The sequence below is a fragment of the Rhodococcus globerulus genome, from assembly GCF_019334125.1.
Classification (GTDB): Bacteria; Actinomycetota; Actinomycetes; order Mycobacteriales; family Mycobacteriaceae; genus Rhodococcus_F; species Rhodococcus_F globerula.
In genome coordinates, this window is record NZ_CP079698.1 from 5,985,367 (window position 1) to 6,008,572 (window position 23,206).

The following is a 23,206-nucleotide window of genomic DNA, read 5'->3' on the forward strand; positions in this document are numbered from 1 at the left end:
GGTTACAGACCTGCTTTCGGCACAATCACAGCAACGACGCGAACAAAGGGGTCACCGCTGGCGGCGAGGGAATCGATGAGAGCGGAAGATTCGTCGATGGTCTCGGAGATTTCGAGCTTCGATCCGGTTCGCCGTCCCGAGTCCGTCACTATATCGAGAACTGTTTGTTCCCAACCTTTCAGGCTCTTTCGATACTCATCGATACGCCGGAGCAAGTCCGCTTCGAAGTCGTCGCGGCGGTCGCGAAGGTGTTCAGTCGCAGCATCCACCGCAGCAGGGACCAGGGCCTGCAGCACTTCCAAATCTACGTCGCCGAAACCAGCATTGGAGGCGCCTTCCCTGATGCCTGCTTGATCCAAGGTCTCGTCGAAATCGCCGATTTCGGGATTGCCAGGCAACCCACGAACTGCGCCCCAGTGCGCAATTGCCGGTTGCCCCTTGGCATTCGACCAGACTGCTTGAGTCAAGAAGACTGGCTCGCTGACAGCTCCTGACAGGACTGGTATCTCGTTGCGTCCGAACCGAGACACCGATCGGTCAGCCGCCCAATCAAGAACTGGGTGCACCGGAGCAAGGAAATGAACGTCCGGCCACGCACTGTCAGTTGACTTCCGAGCTTTATCGAGCCGGCCTTCGGCGAATTCAACACTCCCCGATACTCGGAGGCGGTCGACAATTTTCTGTTCGACGAGATATTCAGAGGGCAGATCACGAAACCGCGGCACAAGATCTGCCGGCGGGTTGAAGGCGATCATGTCTGTATCTTCGTCGCGAGCGATATCCAAGCCGTGGCCGCCGGGTTCGGACGCGACGTCCTTCAATGCGTCCGCGAGGAAATTGTCGTCGTCCTGGAACAACGAACGCTGTGGGGCGCGCTCGGGTGTCGGGTCGCCGTTGTGGCTGCCAGCCGTTACTTGGAGTTGCGCAAACGGATTCAGGGCTGCAGGCGTCGGCTCCGGAACAACGTCATCCAGATCCTTCCCTTCACGAATCGCCTGGATAACGGTCTTCTCTTCGATGTCAGCATCATGCACATCAAGGAGTACTCCGGCGTCACCCAACGCGAGATTGGCTTCGTGTTCCTTCTGGAGCAGCTTGGTGACCACGCGCAAGTCGCTCGGCACGTCATCGGAGTCGCTGGTCAGAGCAAGAGCGGCAATCTGCGGTTCATGCATTTGTCCATATCTGTCGATGCGGCCGTTGCGCTGCTGAATCCGAATGAACGACCAGGGGAGGTCATAGTGCACGAGCTGGTGACATTCCTTGTGCAGGTTCAGACCTTCGGAAGCCATGTCCGAGGCGAGTAACACTCGAATCTCAGAATTGGCCTGGCCGAAGCCCTCCACTACCGACTGAACCTTCTCATCAGGAAGTCCGGCATGCAGCACCTGCACTGCCTTGGCTGGAAGTTTGAGCGCCTTCGAGACCTCAGCCCCCAGCCACGTCAGGGTGTCGATTCGCTCCGAGAACACGACGACGCGGGTCGTAGATCCCTTCCCCACACCGACAGATTTCAGATGTTCGACGAGCGATTTGAGCTTCGACGATCCTTGTTGATCAGCTTCTTCGGCGAGAGCATCCAAGCGCACCAGCGCTTTTGCCTCTGGAGAGGGTGCGGAGTCGAGAGACTTCAACCGTCGACCGACGCTTGCGCGGAGGGCTTTCGGGGACGAGAGAAATGCCTTGAACAAAGTCCAGGGAAATAGTTGGCGCCCTTGCCCTGTGACGACAGAATCGCCCGTCGGGTGAAGCCATACGTCCTCGAGTTCGCGCAACACAGCTACCTCGGCCGCATTGGGAACAACCTCGATCACGCGGGGGGTACGTCGTTGCTTCCACCGATGTGCGACATCCAACTTGACGTCGGGTGAATTGCGGTGCCTTCGGACATAGAGGTGCTCGATATCCTTGGCGGTGTACTCCTCACGATCTGCAATGGCGGTTGGATCGAGAAGATTGATCAGTTCTGCAAATGACTTTGATTCCCCGTTATGGGGCGTGGCACTAGCCAGAATTAGTGCATCAGTCTGTGCTGCAAGAAGTCTGGCGAGTTCGTTGTTCTGGGATGTGCGGTTGATCAAGTTGTGGCACTCGTCGATCACGACGGCGTCCCATTGCTGATCCTTCAGATGATGCTTGTACTTCGCAGGGTTCTTGAGTGTGTCAATCGAAACGATGACCCGCTTGTAGTAGCTGAACGGATTTCGTGAACTCGGCAAAGTCTGCTTGACCTTCTGAATGCCATTCGAGTCCAGGCGCACCAACGGTATTGCGAACCGCGTCCACAGCTCATGCTGAAACTGTTCAAGCACCGCTCGTGGAGTTACAACCAGGATGCGCTCGCCACGACCACGCCGGATAAGTTCCGACAGCAAGATACCGATCTCGAGTGTCTTGCCGAGTCCCACCGCATCCCCGATGAGGATTCGGGGCCGGAGATTCTGTAGCGCTTGTGCAGCCGGCCGCAGCTGGTAGTCCATTCGGTCAAGCAGTGCCCGGTCGCCCACGGCGATACGGGTGTCGCTGGTGGGAAGTGGACTGCCGCGTCGTACAGATTCGAGCCAGAGCCTCGAACGGCGGAATCCTGCAGACTCATCGATCACCAGCTTGCCGTCGCGCGGGTCGAGTCGATCAATCGTGTCGAGTACTCCGAAGAACACCGCGTCCTGATCACGAACCAACTCACTGACCCCAGTGACCTCGACGCGAGCCCCATCACTTTCGGTGTTCCGGACTGCTCGAACGAGCCATTCCTCGTCACGAACAACTACGCGTTCACCTGCGGCAATATCAGCCACGTGTCACTCCTCATATCGGACAGCCAGATCAGATTAGCCCGCGAAACAAACCCGTCCGTGCAGCACTCCAGGCAACGGCCAGACACATCACATGGTGGGGTGCCATTCACCACCCCACCATGTGATGCCAGACCTAGCCGGCAGCGACAACGGCGCTGAACAATCCTTCGTTCTCCTGGTTGTTTTCGGGAGAACCGAACAACAACGCACGATCCAAAAAGGTGTTGTTCAGCTCGCACGATGTCTCAGGAACCAGCACACATGCATGACACGCTGCCAGGTTAAGCGCGTCAGTTCCGGATGCACCTGCCTCGACACAGACTGGGTCGGCTGAGCACCAGGACAGTCGGATTAGTCCTTCATGGAGTGCACTTGCGAAGGACTCGGGTTCTGCCTGTGAAGCCACGCCTCCCAGGCTTCCTGCCGAGTCAGAACTTGCTGTGTAGATCAGCAGCCCGGCCATCTCGTCATCGACAAACAGCCGTTCGCGCAGCGATGCCGCCGGATACCCCGCGTCAAGCGACAGCTGATCGATCAACACATGCGCGAGCGTATGAATCGCCACCTTCACGATGTCGACCTCGGAAGCCTCGGTTCGCCCAAATTCGACTGCCTGTCGATCTGCGGCTCGCTTCAGTGACTTGCGACGATCCTGAGCGAATCGCTTCTTCGCCCAATCATCGAGTTGAGTCCGATCAAACGCTACAAACACGCCCTCACCGATGACTTCAATTGCCGGAAGCCAGCTTTTCCGGCCATGCGACAGTTCACAGAGACCGTCAGCACCAAGTTCATTCACGCCGTTAAGCCGTGAAAATCCGTACAGAGCACGAACTTCCCGAAGTCGGGTCACCTTACGCACTTCCGTGACACAGTCCGGCAGCGACGAGTCACGATCCATTTTGATACTGACAAAGTCGGAGCCTTGACTCTCGTCACGGCCGTCAATCAGCGCCGAATACTCTTGCTTCCGTAGCGCTTCTTCCGTGAGTTCCTCATCCTCGTCGTCTCCTCGGCGACGTTCAGCCTCGGCGTTGATCTGATCGACCGAGAACTTTCCGTTCGAGGAAGCCGCGATATTCGCCAAGAGTTTGTCAGTCACGGCCTCCGGGTCCGCCAGAGCGATCCAATGCCGGTCTACAAATTTCGCCAGTGCTTCCGAATATGGCGGAATCGAGATCGCAGATCGCACGGCTGGCAACCAGACGTTCGACGCACCGCGCTGAAGTACTCGGGGGATCTCCGCGCAATCCTGCTTGTGATCGAACCCCAGCCACGGCCGCGCACCACTGCAGTGACCGTATTCGGCAAGCGCTTTAGGGCCAAAGGTTCCGTCCAACGACTTCGGTTTCACGCCGCAGGTACACGTCAGAACCAAGTCAGCCAGCGACGAAGTCTTACCAAGGGACTTCATTTGCATCTCATGGTTCTCGCCCTCACCGGTCTGTCCCTTGTGAAGCCAGCGGTAGTACGGAAATTCGTCGATGTGCCCCTTGCTACATGCAGTGATCAAGCGAAACGGCGCCAGGTCGGCTTTGTCCTTACATTTATTACATTTCGCGACGTTCCAGTCCCCCGAGAGGTCAAAGATCGATCCGATCCTGCGGCAAGACGGGCATACCTGTGTGTAGGGAAATCTGATGACAGGGACATCACGAGCCGTTCCTGCAGGCGGCGACTTCAACTCCCGAACCCGCAACGAACGCGCAAGGCGCGGCTCACTGACGATTGGCGCTCGACTCTCATTCCAGTCGTCCAACCCTGTGATCATGAAACTTGTTGATTCTGAAGGGAATAGCCCACCAATACCGTAGGTGCTCAGGAGCTGGCTACGGCGTGCTTTGGCGCCAGTCGTCATTATTTTCTCCTCATCGGAATCTGGTACAAGCCAGTTTCTGCATCAACGTCGCGCATGCTCTGAAGGGTTGGCCAGGGAGCCTCGTCTTGCGAATACTCGATCGTGTCGTTGGTCAATGCGGTCGCGGGATCCACCAAGAGTGCCGCATCTAGATTCTTGGAATTTCGGTACTTCATACGAGGCTTTTGTTCGCCGGCTTCGGCCCAAACTTCCAGCAGTTTGTCGATCTGGTCGCGCGTATCGTCAGATTCTTCCAAAGCCACTTCTGCGACCCGCCGCTCCAAGATGTCCGCCACCTGCCGGAGACCGTCCCAGTTGTCCTCCGCCAGATATGCAGAACCGTCGGCAGCAAGTCCTGGAACCAGCAGTCTCGCAAGTGAAACCAAAACACCGTGCAGCCCTCGATCTCGGGCACGCGCCGCGAAAGGTGTCGCACTTGTCGCCTCCACTGCCCGGTAAAGAGCTTGGTGGTAAGGAATGAAGCTCTCGTAATGTGAACGGTCACGAGATCTCGCGGAGTTGAAGATTGTGACTACCAGCCCCGGATACTTTCGGCCCACCCGGCTGGTGGACTGGATGTACTCGGCACTCGATTGTGGTTGGCCCATCACCGCCATCAATCCGAGGCGATCGATGTCGACACCCACAGAAATCATGTTGGTCGCCAACACGACGTCGTCTGGTGTTCCGTCGCTGACCGTTCTTTCCATCTGCTTCAACGCACCTGGAATTTCCGAGGATGACACACGACTGGTGAGCTCATTCAGTCGACGAATCTCTCGTGGGTCTCCCTCGCTCCTATTAGCTACGACCCGTAGACGTTCTCTAACGTCTCCTTCGACCTGGAGATACGCACTTCCGAGAACACGCAAACTGTTGAAGTAACCTAGCAGGGTCCAATAGGGATCGCGCGTGTCGTCGTCTCCCTCGAGATCCTTTGCCGCCTGAAGCAGCGCCGAATAGACACGCACCAACAGCGTTGCGTGGCTTGTGCCCGGCGTCATGATGCCCACGTATCGACGTGTCCCGTGGGTGTCACGCGGTGCCGGTTCCGCAAAGAAAGACTGATCTGGGTCGATTCCTGGCGGCGGGAACTGTGCTGCCTCCCTGGCAAATACCGACCTGATCTGCTTCTCAGCACGCCTGATAGTGGCCGTCGATGCGATGACTTTGGCCCGGCCGCGAGTAGTCCCTTCCGCCAAATTCTTCACCTCGCAGGCAGCGTCAATCGCGGTTTCATACAGCCCGACCATCGAGCCCAACGGACCCGAAATGAGGTGCAACTCATCCTGAATGATCAAATCCGGGGCATATCCGATACCGTCACGAGCAAACAACTTGCCTACGTTCGCATTCCACGCCATTGCCGCAAACTTGTCGACAGTGCCCAGGATCAGCTCAGGGCGAGCCTGATAGATGTCCTCGTCTACAACATGCACTGGTAGGCCGTCCGCGAAGTCGCAACCAGCCGTTCCACATGCAATATGCAAGTGTCGTTCCGGCGCAGTTTTCACCGAGTAATTCTGATAGTCCAATTCACTTCCACACCATGGACACTGCGTAAGTTGAACCGGATTCTTCTCGGTCAACTCACGACCAGATTTCAAGTCACGTAAGGACCGCTTAGCCTCATCCAGGGTATTGGGTGTGCCACCTGAACCAACCCATAGACCGATGGAGAATGCGCGCGATCCCAGTTCTGAGTTTGCCAACCGCACAGTTTCAAGAGAACACACGAGCATGGTTGCGCGTTCGAACTGCTGAATTGTCAAGAGCCGCAGCGTGTAGCGCATGATGACAGCCACACCGACGGCATTCGGATCTTTCAGACGTCGATGAAAGATCGAGAATGCAACCAGGCCGAGGTATGCCTCGGTTTTTCCTCCGCCTGTGGGGAACCACAGTAGGTCTGCGATGTCACGGTCGGGATGGTTCGGATCACTCAAGCCAGGCAAGTTAAGAAGAATGTACGCAATTTGGAAGGGATACCACTGCTGATCCAAACCCTGATCAGCTGTGCCTGTCGCTCCCGAACGAACCCATACCTGCCTTGCACGCTGTAACTGCATCGCCTTGTTGGACAACCGGAATGCCCGCATGGTGTCAGCATCGTTCTGCAAGCGGGAGATTCCTGCATCGATCCGATCGGCCGCCTGCTTCGCAGCTTTCATATTGTTGCGTGCGATGTCCACCAGGTCCGTCTCGACGTCAGCGGTACCGTCGTCGAGCGTCGCCTCGAGGTTTTCAATCCACTGTCGATACTGCCGCGACATTGCGCGCAGGCTCCCCAGAACCTCCGCATCGGGCGCGTCGGAGAGGAAAGACATGCGCAGATTGACCGAATCATCAAGGATGCCCGGCCTCGCACGTGGGACTTCGTGTGTCGGGAGGAACGTTGTCGCAACTTGCGCGATGCACTCGCCGACGGCATTTGCACCCACCCATTCGACCGCACAGCCGTGACCGATCGCGAAAGTCCGCATGTTACGGTACAAGAGAGCTGCGCCGTCAAGGTCAGGATCAGAACCAAGATTTCGCTGACGAGAGCGGTCAACGATCGCCGGCGAATCGGTGTCAATGATCAACCCGACTTGGAACCACGCTTTCGCGTCGCGCAGTTCACCTTTCACGGATTCCTGGGTGTTGCGCAAGGCCACAGATACCGTTACTGAACCTTCGCGGACTGGTCGCACATACACATAAAGCTCCAGCCCTTCCGGCATTTCGGGCCGGTAAGTTCCTGGCACGTCAACTGCATGAATGACGGGTTCGATGTCGAGCTCATGACGCTGCCAATCACTTTCCCGGCGGCGTTTCGGCTTCTCCCCGCCGTCCTCTCGCGACTCCAACGGAAGGTAGTACGCGGCCTTGGCGGAGATCTTGACCGCCGTTGCGGCGTCCAACTTCACCGAGAACGTGAGCCCCATCGATGACGGAAATCGCATACGAGCCTGAGCGACCGGGCTGTCTTCGGTCGCAGTCTGATCGCTCGGCTCGGTCCCGTCCGGCTCAGGTTCTTCCTGCAATACCTCATCAGCCGGCCACAAGACCCCGACGATGTACCGATCCAATGGCGCTTCCTTGATCACCTCAGATGCACCACCCCCCGGACCAATGACATCACGGGACAGCTCCTCGACCATCTCGTCGCGGAACCGATATTTTTCGTCAAGCGAAGAATCAACTGGCGAGCTCACTGCATGTCCTCCATATTCGACCAATCAGGTTGTGCCAGACCAAAAACTCGCGGAGCCAACCAGAATCCTGCAAAACTGACATCCATCTTTTCCGTCTTCGCCGGATCTCCTGCCACTGTCTCCACCGAGACAACCGACAACCCGGTTACCGAAGCAGGCCACGACCCGCCTTTCAGGTTGAATGCCCTCTTGAACTCCTCGTTGAAGGTCTCACTGGTCCGTCCGATCGTGTGACCGTCTTCCGTCGTCAGCAAGTACATCGGCAGCTCTGACGTAGACAAATCCAGGTCGAGTGTTGCCTCAAGTCTCTGACCAACCAATGCGTCATCACTAAGTCGAGACTGAATCGCTGCCGCGCTCACTTTGCCGTTACCGACAGGGGCATCAACTTCGACATCGTTGTATCGAAATTCCACAGATCTCGTTCGCTTGGTCTTTGGCTTCTTGCCCGGCACCCGCTCCATCAACCGATCCCGCAACCAAAACTCGGATCTAAAACTCGCCCAGTCCTTCGGAAGCCTGCACAGAAATAGGTCATCGCGCGCCCTACTCAGCGCAACGTACCGACCGCGCATCACTACCCACGGGTCTTCGTCCTTACGAGAGAAATTCGGTTCGACAACGAAGACACGTTCAAACTCGAGCCCCTTGGCTTTATGAACCGTCGAGACGATGACGTCGGCCGTGTCCGGTTCAGTCAGAGTCAATGGAATGGCACCGGATCGAATCACGGTCCGCAAACGGGAAAGATTGAGCTGATTGTGATTCCGCGAGTCACCTTCTGCCGACTTCAGTAGATACCATCGGTCCTCTGCCACCTCTGGCGAGCAGAACTTCGACAGCGCCTCCTCGACCTCTGATCTGGGAATGCGCTGCCCGACCAATGAGCCCAGCGATTGCGCGACCCACCTCGCAGCCCCGAACTCTTGTGCGGTTCGTCTAACAACATGGCGCACACCGGCTTCGCGCAGGTACCTCGACACACGAAAGACCTCAGCATTGGTGTTACACAGGATCGCAGTGCGCGAGCCTTCCTGTTGAACTGATGAAGCCCATTCCTCGATGTCTCCACGGTCGATGAGGTTCTGTTCAAATTCGTCGAGGACAGCTCGCCCTTCGTCTGCGTCTGCTACCTCACGCAGAACTTCCCCCAGCTCGATAACCTGCTTGGGGTCCAACCCACGTGCACGATAGTTGTCGCCTAGCCCAACTTGCTTGAGCCCGAATTCATCTCGCAGGGCTTCGAACACAGCGGAGGACGGAGTCTTTGTCTTGGAATCCTGGAGTTGAAAATCGTAGATCCCTTGAAGCGGATCGCCGAGCGCAGTGATACCGACATCACGATCCAACTTGCGAAGCAATGCCAGCACAAAATCCGCGCGGTCCCCCACCAAATCCTGCACCTCGTCCATCACGATATGTCGAAGTGTCTCGACGTCGTACGGAACTTCGTCACTTTCGATCAGCAACTTGGTTGCCTGCCGAATCCTTGCCTCGAAGGAACCGACAGGCTCGATATCTGCGTCCAGCAAAAGGCGGCCGGCCAGTGAATCAAATGTACGTACATTCGCGCGAGCTATGTCTCGTGCATCTAAACGTAGCTTGACCGCTTGCACCGCGGCGCGCGAAAAGCTCAACACCAAGATCTCGGTTGAAGCAGACAACTCCTCCTCGGCAACCAGACGACCGATACGTGACGCCACCACTTCGGTCTTGCCTTGACCGGCCCCCGCAACGACGAGCAATCGCTCACCGATGGAAGCGTCTGAAACCTCGCGCTGTGCAGCATTCAATTCCAACGCACACTCTGCCCCACTCATCACTACCTCTTTCGCAATCACCGAAATGATGGATCGCCGCTTCGGGTTCAAATGCGTCAATATTGTCATGTTCCGAATGGATCGCCCTCGCACCCTGCGCGCGATTCGTCGATCAAAGTAATGCCGCCACCACGGCAGAGCTTTCAATCTATATCGGTCAGTAATCGCTTACTGTTGCACCAACGCCAAACACCTGGTTCCAAGGAAAATCAATCACCTGCATCTCTCCGACAACTTCTCGTCGCCTCGCTCGATGTATTCCCTCCGAGCCTCAATAGACGGACAACCGTCGCCAAGCCATGCCGTCCCAGTCGGCGCTACCAGGTACTCTTCACCTGTGCACGCGAACGAATCGACGATCCAGGTACTCGACCTCTTCGCAGGCGCCGGCGGGCTGACGCAGGGCCTCCACGAATCCAGCGCGAGATACCGAATCGCTGGCGCAGTAGAAATGGATCGAGCCGCTGCTGAAACGTACAAACAGGTCTTCGGGGACGTTATGCACCAAGGCCGAATCGAGGATTGGCTCGAGACCCACGCGGTCCCTGAAGTCGATCTCGTTGTCGGTGGACCGCCCTGTCAGGGGTTCTCCGCACTTGGTCGTCAGGACGCAGACGACGCCAGAAATCAGATGTGGCGTCACTATGCAAAAACGGTGGCCCTTGCCGCCCCGAAGTACTTTGTACTCGAGAATGTCCCGCAGTTCCTGAAGTCGCCTGAGTTTCAAATATTCTGCAAGATCACCGAGACAGGCGGCGAACTCGCCGACTATGTCTTGACACCTCACACGCTGAACGCTGCAGATTACGGCGCGCCACAAGCACGGAAACGTGTTGTGGTCATTGGACGGCATCGCGACATGGAGGACCCTGGCGAACCACAGAAAACCCACGTGGACGCACATGTCACCGTTGGTGAAGCTCTCCGTGGGATCAAAGCCCATGTAACCGAACAACTCCTGCCAGAAGGTCGCTTCGTAGAATTGGAAGACGGCAAGATGCTGCCCGGTGAATTCAAAACAACCGAACTGCATCTAACTCGAAACTTCGAGCAGCTCTCGCTGGATCGATTCGCAAGCATCCCGATCGGCGGAAACAGATTCGATCTGCCCGACGAGCTGAAGGCGCCGTGCTGGCGAAGGCACACAACTGGTTCCGGCGACGTCATGGGACGGCTCCACTCGGACCGACCGTCGGTGACCATACGCACCGAATTCTTCAAGCCAGAAAAGGGTCGCTACCTCCATCCCACAGAGAACCGAGCAATCACCCACTTCGAAGCAGCTCGATTGCAGGGATTTCCAGACGATTACAAGTGGGTAGGCTCGAAAACCGCGATCGCGAAGCAGATCGGAAATGCAGTGCCCATCAAGCTCGCATCAGCAATCGGAACACTTCTCTCTCGGCATTTATAACTGTGCGACGGATAAGGTGTCGGTGAACGGGATTCGGCGACGCCAGTCTCGATACTGATCTTGGGGGAGGTGCTTCAATGGAGCAAGACAACATTCAGAAGCTCGTCGACGAGCTCTACCGGGGCCGCTCGCGAGCGTGGGACGCAGCGCTGGTAACCACTCAGACGTTTCTGGAAACACTGGCAGACGAGCTGTTGGACAACGTCGACCGTGACCGAATGAACGCCAAGAACGCGCGTATCAAGTCGCCCGAACGCGCCGCAGACAAAGTTCGTCGCAAGATCGCCGAAGCAAAGATTGCGGTGCCAACGACACCGGAAGCGGTGATTGACGCCCTCGGCGATCTGGTCGGCATCAAGGTATTGTGCAAAAGTCCCAGAGACCAGCTTGCGTTCAGTCAAGCACTCGAGACGTCCTGCCGTTCGTCTCAATGCTCGATGCGTTTTGCAGAAGAACCAATCGACTACGTCTCCAGCCCCAAGGACAGCGGATACCGCGCGCACCACGCCGTTCTCCTCGTTCGGGTCCCAACCCATCAAGGCGATCTCGATGTAAAGGTCGAAGTTCAGATCAAGACCAGACTCCAAGACGCATGGGGCGAGTTGACGCACGAAGACATGTACAAGCCTGGAGAGGCGCTGAAGCCAAACGAGTTTCACAATAACTACGCCAAACAAATGGCGGGATTGCTGGCGCAAGTTGACGAAATGGCTGACAGTCTCGCTGAAGAGCTTGATCAGCAGACTTCTCCATTGGCACCGTCTGAACGTGGGCCGGCCCCTGTCTCAAATGGGAATAGTGAGCGCCCCGCAACCATATCTGCGCGGGTCACGAAGACCGGGCCCAAATATGCCCTTGCCGTCGGTCCCGATGGGCGTCGTGGATTGATTCCTGCTCGCTCTGTTCGTGAAGCCGTCCGTGAGACAAAACGGATCGATGTTGATGCGTATCTCAGCATTGGCGATGAAGTGTCCGTCAATGTCGAAGAAACCGACGACGCTCTGTATTACCACCCGATCAAAATCGGGTGATTCGCTCGTCCCGACTTGATCTTGGAGTGCTCACTTGTCGCTGATCGCCTGGCTCGACACGTCCGCTGAGGAAGAACGACGAATGCGCGAACTCGTTGTGCTCTTCAGCGAACCCGGAACCCTCGACAATCTCGGTATCGGTCAGATCCGAGACGGACTCGCAGACCGCCTGTTCCCCGGGATCTCCACCGTCCAGACGCGGGCCCGCTATCTGGTCCTGATTCCGTGGACATTCCAACGAGCAGCGCTGCGCAAATCAGGTGCAGCGCTGGTCAAAGCTGCAGACCGAGAACAACGCGAGGTACTGCTCGCACTCCGCGAGGCCGGCCACACTCAGGGGCTGATCGGACGGGTCGCCGGCGCAGCGGTGCGGGTACTCCCCTCCGCGATCTACTGGAATGCACTGCAGACCTACAGGATCCTTCGCCACGACACCCGACCACAGCACCTGCCACAGTCGCGCAAGGGGGAGGCAAATGACGACGAGACGCACGACACCTCACCGTGGTCGACGCTCCCTCTGCCTGAGTCATTCCCCGCGGACGTGACAGACCAGGGGTTTGATCTCTCTGCGGCGGAGGCTAATTGGCTTCGCGAGCGGATGGTCGTGACCTGCGACGGTTCCTTGCTCGCGCATCTACTGAGCCAACCGACGATGCCTGACCTCAACGTCGATTACCTCTGGGATCTCGATCTGGATGCAGCACCGCAGGAGCTTCACGGCCTGGTCGAAGACACCGAGCTGTTCTCGCTTGCCCTGCACGGCGCGTCGCTACTCTACAACTTGATGGTGGGCGAAGCGTACGAGCGCCACGAGCTGACAAGCGTGGAGGCACCCGCGCAGCGGTACCGTGACGAACTCGAGCAGTGGAGCGAGCGGTACTGGAATCATCCACTTGCCCCGACCTGGGACCGGTCGCGGTTGTGGAGCCGGTTCCCAGCACTGCCATCGCGAACGCGGCAATTTGCCGAAACCTGGATCGACGGCATCAATGACCTTGGAGCGGGCGCGCCGGCAGATTCCGTCGAACTGCGAAAACTCATCGGCGATCGTGAGTTTCAGAACAAGGGCGCGCAGTCGCGTCTGACAAACGAGAAACAACTGCGACTCTGGCAAGGCGCGTCCGGCGCCAGTCGACTCCAATTCCGTTGGCCACAAGCATCACAAATACTGAGCGACATCTCCGAAGGACTGAACAATGCTGGCGCCTGACGAACGAGCCACACTGGTGGATCAACTGCGGCCACCGGCAGGCTCTCGGCTCGACCACCTGGTGGGAACTACATTCACCCTCGACCTACAGGCCGCGTTGGTACCTGCACTCGCCTTTGCGTCACCGTCCCATGCGACGGATCCCCTTGCAATGCTGGCGTCTATCCGCATCTGCGCCAACGCTATCGACATATTCCATCAAGCCGGACACATTCGAGTTCCTGAGCGAACGAATGCACTCATGGCCTTCCTCGAGCCCGCAGTCCATGCTGTGCGCAGCAGACCAGGGACACTCTTTCACCCCAAGATCTGGTTGGCCAAGTACATTGATGACGAAGACGCGGTCAGTTTCCGACTCCTCGTTCAGAGCCGAAACCTGACGCGGGACAATTCCTGGGACATGGTTGTGGCACTCGACGGCACTATGGGGAGCGCGCGAAACAAGACCAACAAGCCGCTGAGGGCATTGCTTCAATACCTAGCTGACGATGCCACTGTCTCGCCGTTGGAGCCGACTCGACGCGGACGTGTGCATGCATTGGCCGACGACGTCAGGTTTGCCGAGTGGACTGCGCCGGAGGGACTCTCGGATATCGCCTTCCATGTGTTCGGCGTGCCAGGCCATAAACCATCACCAAACTTCGAAGGCACACGGCACCTCGCCATTTCACCGTTCCTGGGCGACGACGGCTTCGACACTGTGATTCCGGGTGAACGGGTACTCGCGAATGTCATCAGCCGCGCAGAATCCTTGGAACAGCTCCGCCCAGACACCCTGAGCTGGTTCGAGGCGTCGTACGTGCTCAACTCTGACGCAGGAATTCCTGATCCCGAATCAGACTCGGCAAATGTCCAGGGCGGTTTACACGCTAAGGCCTATGTAGTTGAATACAACCACTCAGCAAGACTTTTCATCGGTTCTGCAAATGCAACCGCTGCGGCATTCAGCAAAAACGTCGAGATTCTGGTCGAAATGACCGGCGCAAAAAAGAAATTCGGAATCAATGCCATGCTTAGCAGCGGCGGACTCGGACCCATCATCAGCCCGTACGAAGCCACCGGTGGCGCAGAACCGGATGAAGCCGATGCCGTTCGCCGTGAACTCGACAAGACCTTGCGAGCTGTTGCATCAACTCCGTTCACCGCGACGGTCCAACCGGCCGGAGAATTCTTCGATTTGCTGATCGAAACTGCTGTAGCCATACAACTTCCCGATGGTTACACCGCCACGATCGAACTGACCTCCCGCCCCGGATCGGCAGTTACCATGACGGCCGACAAACCCGTTGACTTCATCAGTCCCGGGCTGACGCTGGTCGACATCACGCAGTTCCTCGCAGTTCGTGTCGCTGAACCTGGCGGATCGAGCGGCGGCACAGTGGTTGTTGCCAACCTGATCAACGAGCCCGACGAGCGCCTCGACGAAATCCTTGCATCGCAGCTGAAGAAGCCCGAGGATGTTTTGCGCTTTATTGCGCTAATGCTGTCCGTCTCCAATGGCGGGGACAGTGCAGGCGGAGCATTCGACCAGATGATCCGCGGTCAAGGCTCCCAATCCGGACCGCTCCCCGGCATTCTCGAATCACTCCTACTCGCTCTGGCGACGGCCCCGGCCGTCCTCACCGATATGGACGGCTTCATTCGCCGACTCCATCGTGACGACACACGTCGCGACCTGCTGCCTCCAGGATTCTCCGCACTTTGGACGGATATTCACTCTGCCGCAACGGTTCTGAATCGGAGAAACGCATGAACAAGAAATTCCGCGCCGAAACAATACTCTCCGGACTACGCGACTTTCAGCGGGACACCGTTGACCATGTATTCGAGCAGTTCTACAAACCGGATCCCAGTCGCCACTTCCTCGTCGCAGACGAAACTGGACTCGGCAAGTCGATGGTGGCGCGCGGAATCATTGCGCGCACAATCGAACACCTTCAACAAGGCCCGCCCGGTACCGAGATCAACATCGTGTACATCTGCTCCAACATCGACCTCGCGCGACAGAATCTCGAACGTCTCAATGTCACCGACAACAAAGACATCACACACACCAGCCGGTTGACACTGCTCGCCACTCACAACCGCAGACTGGACTCCGTAGAAGACAACCTGCGCGTACCCGTCAATCTTGTTTCACTGACTCCGGATACATCATTCAAGACGGGACTAAGGACCGGCCGTTCCGATGAGAGGCAACTGCTGTTTCTGTTGCTCGATCGCGAGTTCCAGTTCTCAGCCACCCAACGCGTGGCTGCGCTGACGATCCTGCAGGGTTCCGTCGCTTCCTTCGATACCTTCGAAAGGGACGTCGCAGTTTTCGAGGAGAAATTCGGCGATTCGATTGATCCGTCGATCTTGGAAGCGTTTGTTGCCACGATTAACGCCGGCGAACCGTCCATCGCCGACAGGTTGTTCGACCTGATGAAAAAGCCGATCAACGATCCCGGTCGAAACTCCGCCATCACGACCCTCATTGCAGATTTGCGGTACGAACTTGCTCATGCCAGCGTAAATTCGCTGGCGCCCGATCTTGTGATCATGGACGAGTTTCAGCGGTTCACAGAGTTGATGGACGAGACGACATCCGCCGGCGAACTTGCGCGCCATCTGTTCGGTCACCACGGGACACGGGTACTTCTTCTGTCTGCAACGCCATACAAGCCTTATACCGAGGCCGACGATTCCGGTGCCGATCACTACTCCGATTTCACCAAGACGATTGATTTCCTCGCTGATGGTTCGAAGCTGGTGAAATCCAGTGACGTCATGGCGTTGCTAGAGCAGTTCCGCAATGCCGTTATCGAGGATCGCGAAGCCACGCAAACGATGTCAGACCTACGAAACCTCCTCTTGTCCTTGATGTGTCGCGTGGAACGCCCGGCCAATTCAGACAACACAATGGTTCGGGAACGCAGGTCCACGATCTCTGGAATCGAACCTCGAGAATTACTCGGGTACGCGGCCCTGCGCCGCCTCGCCAGGGAACTCGACGCCCAGTTCAGCGTGGACTACTGGAAGTCCGTTCCCTACTTCGTCAACTTCATGAGCAACTATCAGTTCGGTCGGAAGTACGCTGCAACCGTCGGCAGTAGCGAGTCGCGTTTACTCGACATCAGCAGAGTCGACGCCGCTGCTGTCAGACAGTTCGCTGAGATCGAAGCGGGCAACGCTCGGACTCGAAATTTCCGCGACGATACCGTCGATACGGGCTGGGAAAAACTACTGTGGATCCCGCCCAGCCTTCCGTACCTGACCCCCGGAGGTCCGTTTGCTGATCCCAATCTGGCACAGACGACGAAGCGACTGGTGTTCTCCAGCTGGTCGTCAACTCCTCCCGCCGTCGCATCAATTCTGAGCTATCACGCGGAACATCGCTTGATGCAAGGACATTCCTCGATAGTTCCCAACGATCCGGATAGTCTCCGAGCCATCGGTTCACCGCTCGAATACCGCGGATCCAATCCGCAGATGACCACCCTTGCCCTCTTCTGGCCGATGCCACATCTCGCAACAATGTCGGATCCACTCGCCCTTGCTCGAGACCACGTCGACCCGGTTGATACCGTGTCCTTCGAAGCCACTGTGGTGGAGCGACTTCAGTCGACCATTCCGCGTGGTCGCGAAACTTCGTCTGCGACCGGGGCACAACACTTCTATTGGTCGTGGCCGATGCATATCGATCGAGAGCAATTCGACGTGTTCGATTTCAGCTCGGACGATCAAGGATGGCTCCGCAATATCTTACAGTCGCACCATGACTCAGATGCCGAGGCAACCCACGAAGCAACTAATCTCGATCCATTCCTGACCCTCGCCGAGAGCACCACAACGCTGACCGACGGTCGGATACCGCCCGACCTCGTCGAGGTAACTGCCAAACTGGCGGCGCACTCTCCAGCGAATTGCGCGTGGCGATCGCTGAAACGATTACGGATTGCCCCGAGCGTTGCAGAAGGCGACATCTGGGGAGCTGCTGCCACTATCGCGTCAGGACTCCGATCAACGTTCAATCGTTGGCAATCCGCAGTGCTTCTGCGGCAGCTCTATCCGGACTTACCGTATTGGCGACAGGTTCTGCAGTACTGCGCCGACGGTAATCTCCAAGCAGTCCTCGACGAATATCTCGGACAATTGACACCGACCCACGACAGTGAGCCTCTCGACGTCGATCAGATCTACGCCATCGCCAATTCTGCAGCCGAGGCGATGTCACTTCGAGTGGGTCAGAGCCTGTCGCACGACCCCATAGACGAAGCCGATAACATCCGCTTCCGAACTCACCTTGCCGTTCAATACGGCGGTAAATCAGAGAGCGACGAGTCGTTTCGACCTGCCCTTATTCGCCATGCATTCAACAGTCCGTTCTGGCCGTTCATCGTCATCTCGACCAGCGCCGGCCAAGAGGGAATCGACTTCCACCCTTGGTGTCACCATGTGGTGCATTGGAATACACCGTCGAACCCCGTTGACTTCGAACAACGCGACGGTCGCGTCAACCGGTTCCGTGGCCATGCTGTGCGGCGCAACCTAGTCGAGCGCCACCGGATCAGCATTTTGGGTGCTCACGACGTCCACCCCTGGACGGCCGCGTACGCAATCCCGGACGAAGAACTCGGCGGACTGGTACCGGATTGGATCTACTCTGGATCTCACAAGGTGATTCGCGAACTGATGCCCTATGAGTTGAGCATCGACGGCCCTCGACTGGAGAAATCCAAAGCCGGAGTTGCCCTCTACCGCCTGGCATTTGGGCAACCGCGACAAGAAGACCTGATCGAACTACTCCAGCATCGGGATGTAGACGCCGAAGCAGCCGCCGCAATGCGACTGGACCTCACTCCACCTTCTAGAGAAAAAAATCGAGGTCACTCGTCCACCTCGACGCCGTAGCCGACAGCCAAAGCGCCAAGTCCGTGATTATGCCCCTGACCTACCGCCCGAAGGCGCCAAACATCTCCGCGGCGGTAGATCTCGGCGAGAACCATGGTTCGTTCGACCGTTCCGAGATCGAGTACAAATGTGGCAAATGTTCCGTCAGGACCATCAATGCTGACTGAGACTGCTCCTAAGTCGCCGAAAGTCTTGTCACCGTCGACCGCGGCCGCGATGACAACACGCCGGCATTCCTCAGGCAATGCATCGAGATCTGCGCGGACACTTTGCTCGCTGTCACCGTCGACGGAAAGCTCGACCGCCCCGTCCTCATCGACGGTGTTGTTGTAGAAAACAAAATCTTGATCCGAATCGACCTTGTTGGTTCCGTCCAGGAGAAAGGCCACCACATCAACGTCGAATTCGTCTCCAACGTTCTCTGCCCGCCACGCAACGTTGATCGACCATGACGATTGAGCGGCAGGAAGATCGACGACCTCGCCGCGCATCAAAATCGGTGCAGACAAGCGAGATTCGAGCTTCATGTGCGCCGGAACAGCGCCCGAAACCAGGGACTCGTTAACATCGGCTTCCTTGATCTGCGGAAGCCCTCGTTCGATCACCCGTGCCATTCGCTTGTCGGATTCACCGCCCTCCAACACCAAAACCTCGGTGACCGCGGTTGTGAAGTTGAGAGACGGGCGAGCACCGAGCTGCAGGATGCGGGACCGCATGATCACGCCGTCGAGATGACTGCCGCCGAGAATCAGAACACGGCGCCCCTGCCACGCCTTCGCCTTCCGATTCGCAAGTGGCGATGCCGTCGCAATGGTCGATGGACGGATGACGGGACGAGGTTGCGCAGGTTCGACAATCTCCGGCACTAGGACAGCCCCACGCTCGACCTCGATAGCCACAGGCGCCGTCGCGGTTTCGGGCTCTGGAACGACCGTGGACACCACCGCCAGGGCACCGTCGTTCTTGATCTCACCCGGCAGCGCACGGGCCAACAAGTCTTCGAGCTGCTGCTCCGAGATAATGGGAATCCCGTCGAATGCGGCCTTTCGCACTTTCCCGCTCTGCGATGCCGCGTTGTCGCACACCACAACACTCGTCTGTCGGCTCACGGTGTTCAATACATCGAAACCCGCGTCTGTGAGGCGGGCTGCCAGCGTAATCCGAGGTGTACGGGTCGGACCGCTGATTACTACCTTCATGCCCTGGACCAGCCCTCGCGTCGGATCGAGACGTCCAGGATTCGTGAATGACGACGGTACTCTCTTGATCTGTTGTGGGTGCGCCGTGACCCGGCGGTCCTTACAGCCGACTACCGGAAGTGGAAGTTGCAGAGTGTCAGCAAGTGATGCGCTCCGCCCGAAAACCTCGACGAGTACGCGAGCGTCGTCGTACGCATCGTGCGCGTTGAGTTGCTCGATCTTCCAGTACTCGGCCAACGTTGCGAGCCGATGATTGGGCACATCGAGCTCCAAACGACGCGAGAGCGCCAACGTGCACAGTCGCTTCTCGATCGGGGTACCGAAACCGGCACGCTGAAACTCTGCGTCGAGGAAGCCGTAGTCGAACGACGCGTTGTGCGCCACCATGGTCCGACCCGAGAGCAAGTCGGCGAATTCCTCAGCAATGTCTTCGAAACGCGGCGCACCAGCCAAGCGATCGGGAGTGAGGCTGTGAACGTGGACGGGCCCCGGATCGCATCCCGGATTAAGCAGAGTCGAGAACTGACGCTCTACGGAACCGTCCTCACGCAGTACTAATGCGGCGATACTGAGCACACGGTGCGATGCCGACCGCATCCCTGACGTCTCGACGTCGAGAACAACCCAGCGGTGGTCCGCAGGCAGACGAAACGCCTCGGCGTGGCTCAACGCACTAGTCATTCGGTACCTCCTATAACGCCCGTCAGCTGTTTGACTGCGGGCACCAATTTCACCTGGATATCTTCGCGCATGGGACCGACACATCGGTTTTCGACCCGAGCGATTCGCCAAATTACTCATCGTCACGGCCCTTTGCCGACTGCTTGTGCTAAGGAGAATCCGGATCCGTCGTCAACTATCCAATCGATCCATCCATTGCCTTCGACGTCGTCGCCGGCAATTACTGATTTGGCAGCAGTCGCCGCGCCACCCGGATCTGCGAACGTTCGCCCTTCCAGTACTTGGAACCCAGCAGCGCGCATGATCTTTACTTCGCCTCCAACCGAGTCGTAGAGCGCCACAACACGGTATCCCTCAACATCCATGTAGATGCGAATGCTGTTCTTGTTCGTCAGCGTCCGTACGACGACCTTCCGGGTGCTTGCTCTCAGCGACAATGACTTCTGCCCCACTGAATTCGAGTTGGTCACACGCTTCGCTGGAGTTTCAGTCGACATCGATGTCAGAGCAATTCGTGGGACTGCGATATTTGTCTTGGCAATGCCACCACTGCCACAGCCAATGTAGTCCCAGCGATCCTGGCCGCTCACCACGATCGATCGCGGAACCGGATGCAATTCACGTGTCAGTCCCGGATTCGCGATCATCCACTCGCCGATTTCGTTGCGGACTGACCGTGAGATATCGAATGCCGAACATATGTAATGGGTCTGGGGCTGTTCAGAGGGATCGACAAAGATCCACGACGTGGCATGAGTGTCATCAAGCGATCGATTTCCGTCATCTTTCGTTACGAACCAATCGCCGGCTGTTCGGGCCAGCACTCGCGCAACGCGACGGATACCGTCTGAGCCAATGACGGTCAGAGCAGTCCGACGTGAGTTCTCGACCAAAGTGGCTCTACCACCCTGAGTTTCGATTGCTTGGATCAGGGCGCGAAGTGCCTGATCACTCGGAGGCTCGACCTCTTGCTTGGGAGGTTGATCAGCAACGACCTCGACACCGGGCACCGAATGGTCGACCGGTGATTCGAGTACCTGACAGCTACTTTCTGCCAAAGACCCCCATAGTTCTGCCAACCTTTGAAGAGAAACACTCTCGAGCGGAGTGCCTTTCGCAGCACAGCGCAGCTGCTTCAGTCCGGGATTGGGCGCGAGAGCTGCTCGGGCATCCCTGAGCGCCCATAACCGCGCAACACGATCTTTCCGACTCGTCCGGTCCTGCCCACCGTCACCGACCAACACGCCATCAACCAAGGTCCAGCTGACGCGGCCTTCCAAGTTTCCTGCCATAAGAGTTTTTCGGATCTCGTCATCGGGCAATAATTCAATCAGTTCGTCCCAAGTTGCAAGCCCCTCAAAATCGTCGAAAACGTCGAGGATGGCTTCCTTCGTCCAGCTATTGGGCTCCGACGCAATCACGTCTGCATGATCCGGATCGAACTCGTTCGGATCGCTTTTCACAGCCGCATCTAATACTTCTGCAGCAATGTTCATTTCTACGTCTTCTGGGCGCTCCAACAACCAACGACTCAGCAAAGCTGCGGCATCTGCACCGCTTACTGAACGTACCTCGTCGGCAATGTCCAAGATCTGTCTAAGAAACGTTTCATGCGCACCCGACGCCGGATCCTCCGAGGTACCTTCGACATACACAATTGCAAAGATCGCATGGCGGCCATCATGTTTGGGCCGAATGATCCGGCCCATCCGCTGGACCATCTGACGCCGGCTTCTACTTGCCGCGAGAATGAGCCCGAGTTCTGCTTCTGGTACGTCAATTCCCTCGTCCAAAAGCCGCGGCGTCGCAAGTGCAACCACCTCACCGACCCTAAATCGTCCCAGCAACGCTGCTCGTTCAGAAGGTTTCATCCCACTAGTCATCGCTTCCGCAGCAACACCTTGGTCTGCGATCATCGCTGCCGCCGCTTCAGCGGCCGCCACTGTCTCAGAAAAGAGAATCGACCGAGCAGGCCCCCGCATTGCGGAACCAATCTGTCTGAGCAGATCCAGCTTTGCATGGCTCTGAGCGAGAATAGAGCGTCGATCGTTGAATGCCTTCATGAACTTTCGCGCCAGAAATGTTGCAGGACCGGCATTTTCGTCGTTCGATAGTCGATCAACTTCCTGCATGAATAGCCCGAACGGCTCGGCGGGGATGCCACAGTTGTTGATCAGCTTCGTGCGCGCGGACCTTGCCCGCTCGTCAGCATCTTCGTAATCGTGACGCTCCTTCGGAGTGAACTGAACCGCTATGTTCACTACTCGGACAGGAGCGAGGATCCCCTCTTCGTAACCACGCCTGTAGTCACAACCGTCGATGGTCGATCCGAAATACGGACTCAGTATTGTATCGATCGAATCATCACTGCGTTCATAGGTCGCCGTCAGACCGAGCCGCTCCTGAAAGTCATCGGTCAGTGCCCGCGCAAATGCCGAAGCCCCGTAACGGTGGACTTCATCCGCCACCAGCAGACAACCGGAAGTAGCAGGGAACGATTCACCGCGAACTGCGGATTGAACGGTCGAGATCAAAATGCGATGCGAGACAAGCGTATCCCTGAATTTGTCACCTCGCCGACCAATTTTTGTGTTTGGGACAGCTCGCTGAAGGACTGAATGCCATTGCTCCATCAGGTCTATTCCAGGCACTAGAACCAGGCTCCGGAGCCCTCTCGAATACGCATCTGCAATCGCAGCGACGCCGACGGCCGTCTTACCCGTCCCCGTGACAGCTTCTACAACGCCACCTCGCCCCGCCACAATCCACTCCTGAAGCGCATGTTCCTGCCACTTTCTCAGTGGCCGTTCAAGGTAGCTACGTGCGATCGGGAACGCCCTCCCGCTCAGCACATGCCACTTGCGAGACATGCCGCCGTCATGATCAAACACGTCCGGGTGGTCGAACAATATTCGCTCCACCAGACTGGCCGTGCAATTCGATTCCGCGAGCCGGCCTACCAACTCCTCTACCGAAGACTCGGGGACTTCCCGTAGCAAGTTCAGCACGCGCGACGACACGGTTAGCACTTGGCGCCCCTCCCTCATGTCAGACAGCTCGACTAACGTGTCATTTTGTTCCCTAGAGATATCACCACACACC

General features: G+C 57.4%; 11 protein-coding genes. 5 read left to right on the forward strand and 6 right to left on the reverse strand.

Annotated features, from left to right (window positions below; all coding sequences use genetic code 11):
• Positions 1 to 2 precede the first annotated feature (2 nt).
• The 4 genes from KYT97_RS27320 to KYT97_RS27335 form a co-directional block, all read right to left on the reverse strand.
• The gene (locus tag KYT97_RS27320) at positions 3 to 2,798 is read right to left on the reverse strand and encodes a DEAD/DEAH box helicase (protein ID WP_219111206.1); all 2,796 of its coding nucleotides are present in this window, start codon (positions 2,796 to 2,798) and stop codon (positions 3 to 5) included.
• A gap of 133 nt (positions 2,799 to 2,931) precedes the next feature.
• Complete coding sequence (gene drmB, locus KYT97_RS27325) at positions 2,932 to 4,656, reverse strand: DUF1998 domain-containing protein (protein ID WP_219111208.1); 1,725 nt, start codon at positions 4,654 to 4,656, stop codon at positions 2,932 to 2,934.
• The gene (locus KYT97_RS27330; RefSeq protein ID WP_245005936.1) at positions 4,656 to 7,379 is read right to left on the reverse strand and encodes a helicase-related protein; all 2,724 of its coding nucleotides are present in this window, start codon (positions 7,377 to 7,379) and stop codon (positions 4,656 to 4,658) included. The genes drmB and KYT97_RS27330 overlap by 1 nt, the downstream gene beginning before the upstream one ends.
• Positions 7,380 to 7,849: 470 nt before the next feature.
• A complete protein-coding gene (locus tag KYT97_RS27335) occupies positions 7,850 to 9,673 on the reverse strand; it encodes a UvrD-helicase domain-containing protein (protein ID WP_219111211.1) in 1,824 nt (607 codons plus the stop codon).
• Between the two features lie 337 nt (positions 9,674 to 10,010).
• On the opposite strand from KYT97_RS27335, the gene KYT97_RS27340 reads away from it, so the two are divergent.
• The 5 genes from KYT97_RS27340 to KYT97_RS27360 all read left to right on the forward strand — a co-directional run bounded on the left by KYT97_RS27340 (position 10,011) and on the right by KYT97_RS27360 (position 18,224).
• On the forward strand, positions 10,011 to 11,087 hold the full coding sequence (locus KYT97_RS27340; RefSeq protein WP_245005937.1) for a DNA cytosine methyltransferase: 1,077 nt from the start codon (positions 10,011 to 10,013) through the stop codon (positions 11,085 to 11,087).
• Between the two features lie 77 nt (positions 11,088 to 11,164).
• Positions 11,165 to 12,118, forward strand: a complete 954-nt coding sequence (locus tag KYT97_RS27345; RefSeq protein ID WP_219111217.1) for a GTP pyrophosphokinase — start codon at positions 11,165 to 11,167, stop codon at positions 12,116 to 12,118.
• 34 nt (positions 12,119 to 12,152) lie between these two features.
• A complete protein-coding gene (locus KYT97_RS27350) occupies positions 12,153 to 13,331 on the forward strand; it encodes a DUF6361 family protein (protein ID WP_219111222.1) in 1,179 nt (392 codons plus the stop codon).
• Positions 13,318 to 15,084 (forward strand): phospholipase D family protein, encoded by a 1,767-nt coding sequence (locus tag KYT97_RS27355; protein WP_219111224.1) that lies wholly within the window; start codon positions 13,318 to 13,320, stop codon positions 15,082 to 15,084. Before KYT97_RS27350 ends, KYT97_RS27355 begins: the two co-directional genes overlap by 14 nt.
• On the forward strand, positions 15,081 to 18,224 hold the full coding sequence (locus tag KYT97_RS27360) for a helicase-related protein (RefSeq protein ID WP_219111227.1): 3,144 nt from the start codon (positions 15,081 to 15,083) through the stop codon (positions 18,222 to 18,224). Before KYT97_RS27355 ends, KYT97_RS27360 begins: the two co-directional genes overlap by 4 nt.
• On the opposite strand, the gene KYT97_RS27365 is transcribed toward KYT97_RS27360, so the two are convergent.
• Together KYT97_RS27365 and KYT97_RS27370 are read right to left on the reverse strand one after the other, a co-directional pair.
• Positions 18,200 to 20,104 (reverse strand): TerD family protein, encoded by a 1,905-nt coding sequence (locus KYT97_RS27365; RefSeq protein ID WP_219111230.1) that lies wholly within the window; start codon positions 20,102 to 20,104, stop codon positions 18,200 to 18,202. The genes KYT97_RS27360 and KYT97_RS27365 overlap by 25 nt on opposite strands.
• A gap of 122 nt (positions 20,105 to 20,226) precedes the next feature.
• Positions 20,227 to 23,124: a DEAD/DEAH box helicase gene (locus tag KYT97_RS27370; RefSeq protein ID WP_219111235.1), complete on the reverse strand. Its 2,898-nt coding sequence runs from the start codon at positions 23,122 to 23,124 to the stop codon at positions 20,227 to 20,229.
• Positions 23,125 to 23,206: the final 82 nt, after the last annotated feature.

Bases quoted from the DNA above. Each gene is read 5' to 3' on its own strand.
- drmB (WP_219111208.1), bottom strand. From the start codon at position 4,656: ATGACGACTGGCGCCAAAGCACGCCGTAGCCAGCTCCTGAGCACCTAC.
- KYT97_RS27360 (WP_219111227.1), top strand. From the start codon at position 15,081: ATGAACAAGAAATTCCGCGCCGAAACAATACTCTCCGGACTACGCGAC.
- KYT97_RS27355 (WP_219111224.1), top strand. From the start codon at position 13,318: ATGCTGGCGCCTGACGAACGAGCCACACTGGTGGATCAACTGCGGCCA.
- KYT97_RS27345 (WP_219111217.1), top strand. From the start codon at position 11,165: ATGGAGCAAGACAACATTCAGAAGCTCGTCGACGAGCTCTACCGGGGC.
- KYT97_RS27330 (WP_245005936.1), bottom strand. From the start codon at position 7,379: ATGCCGGAAGGGCTGGAGCTTTATGTGTATGTGCGACCAGTCCGCGAA.
- KYT97_RS27335 (WP_219111211.1), bottom strand. From the start codon at position 9,673: ATGAGTGGGGCAGAGTGTGCGTTGGAATTGAATGCTGCACAGCGCGAG.
- KYT97_RS27365 (WP_219111230.1), bottom strand. From the start codon at position 20,104: ATGACTAGTGCGTTGAGCCACGCCGAGGCGTTTCGTCTGCCTGCGGAC.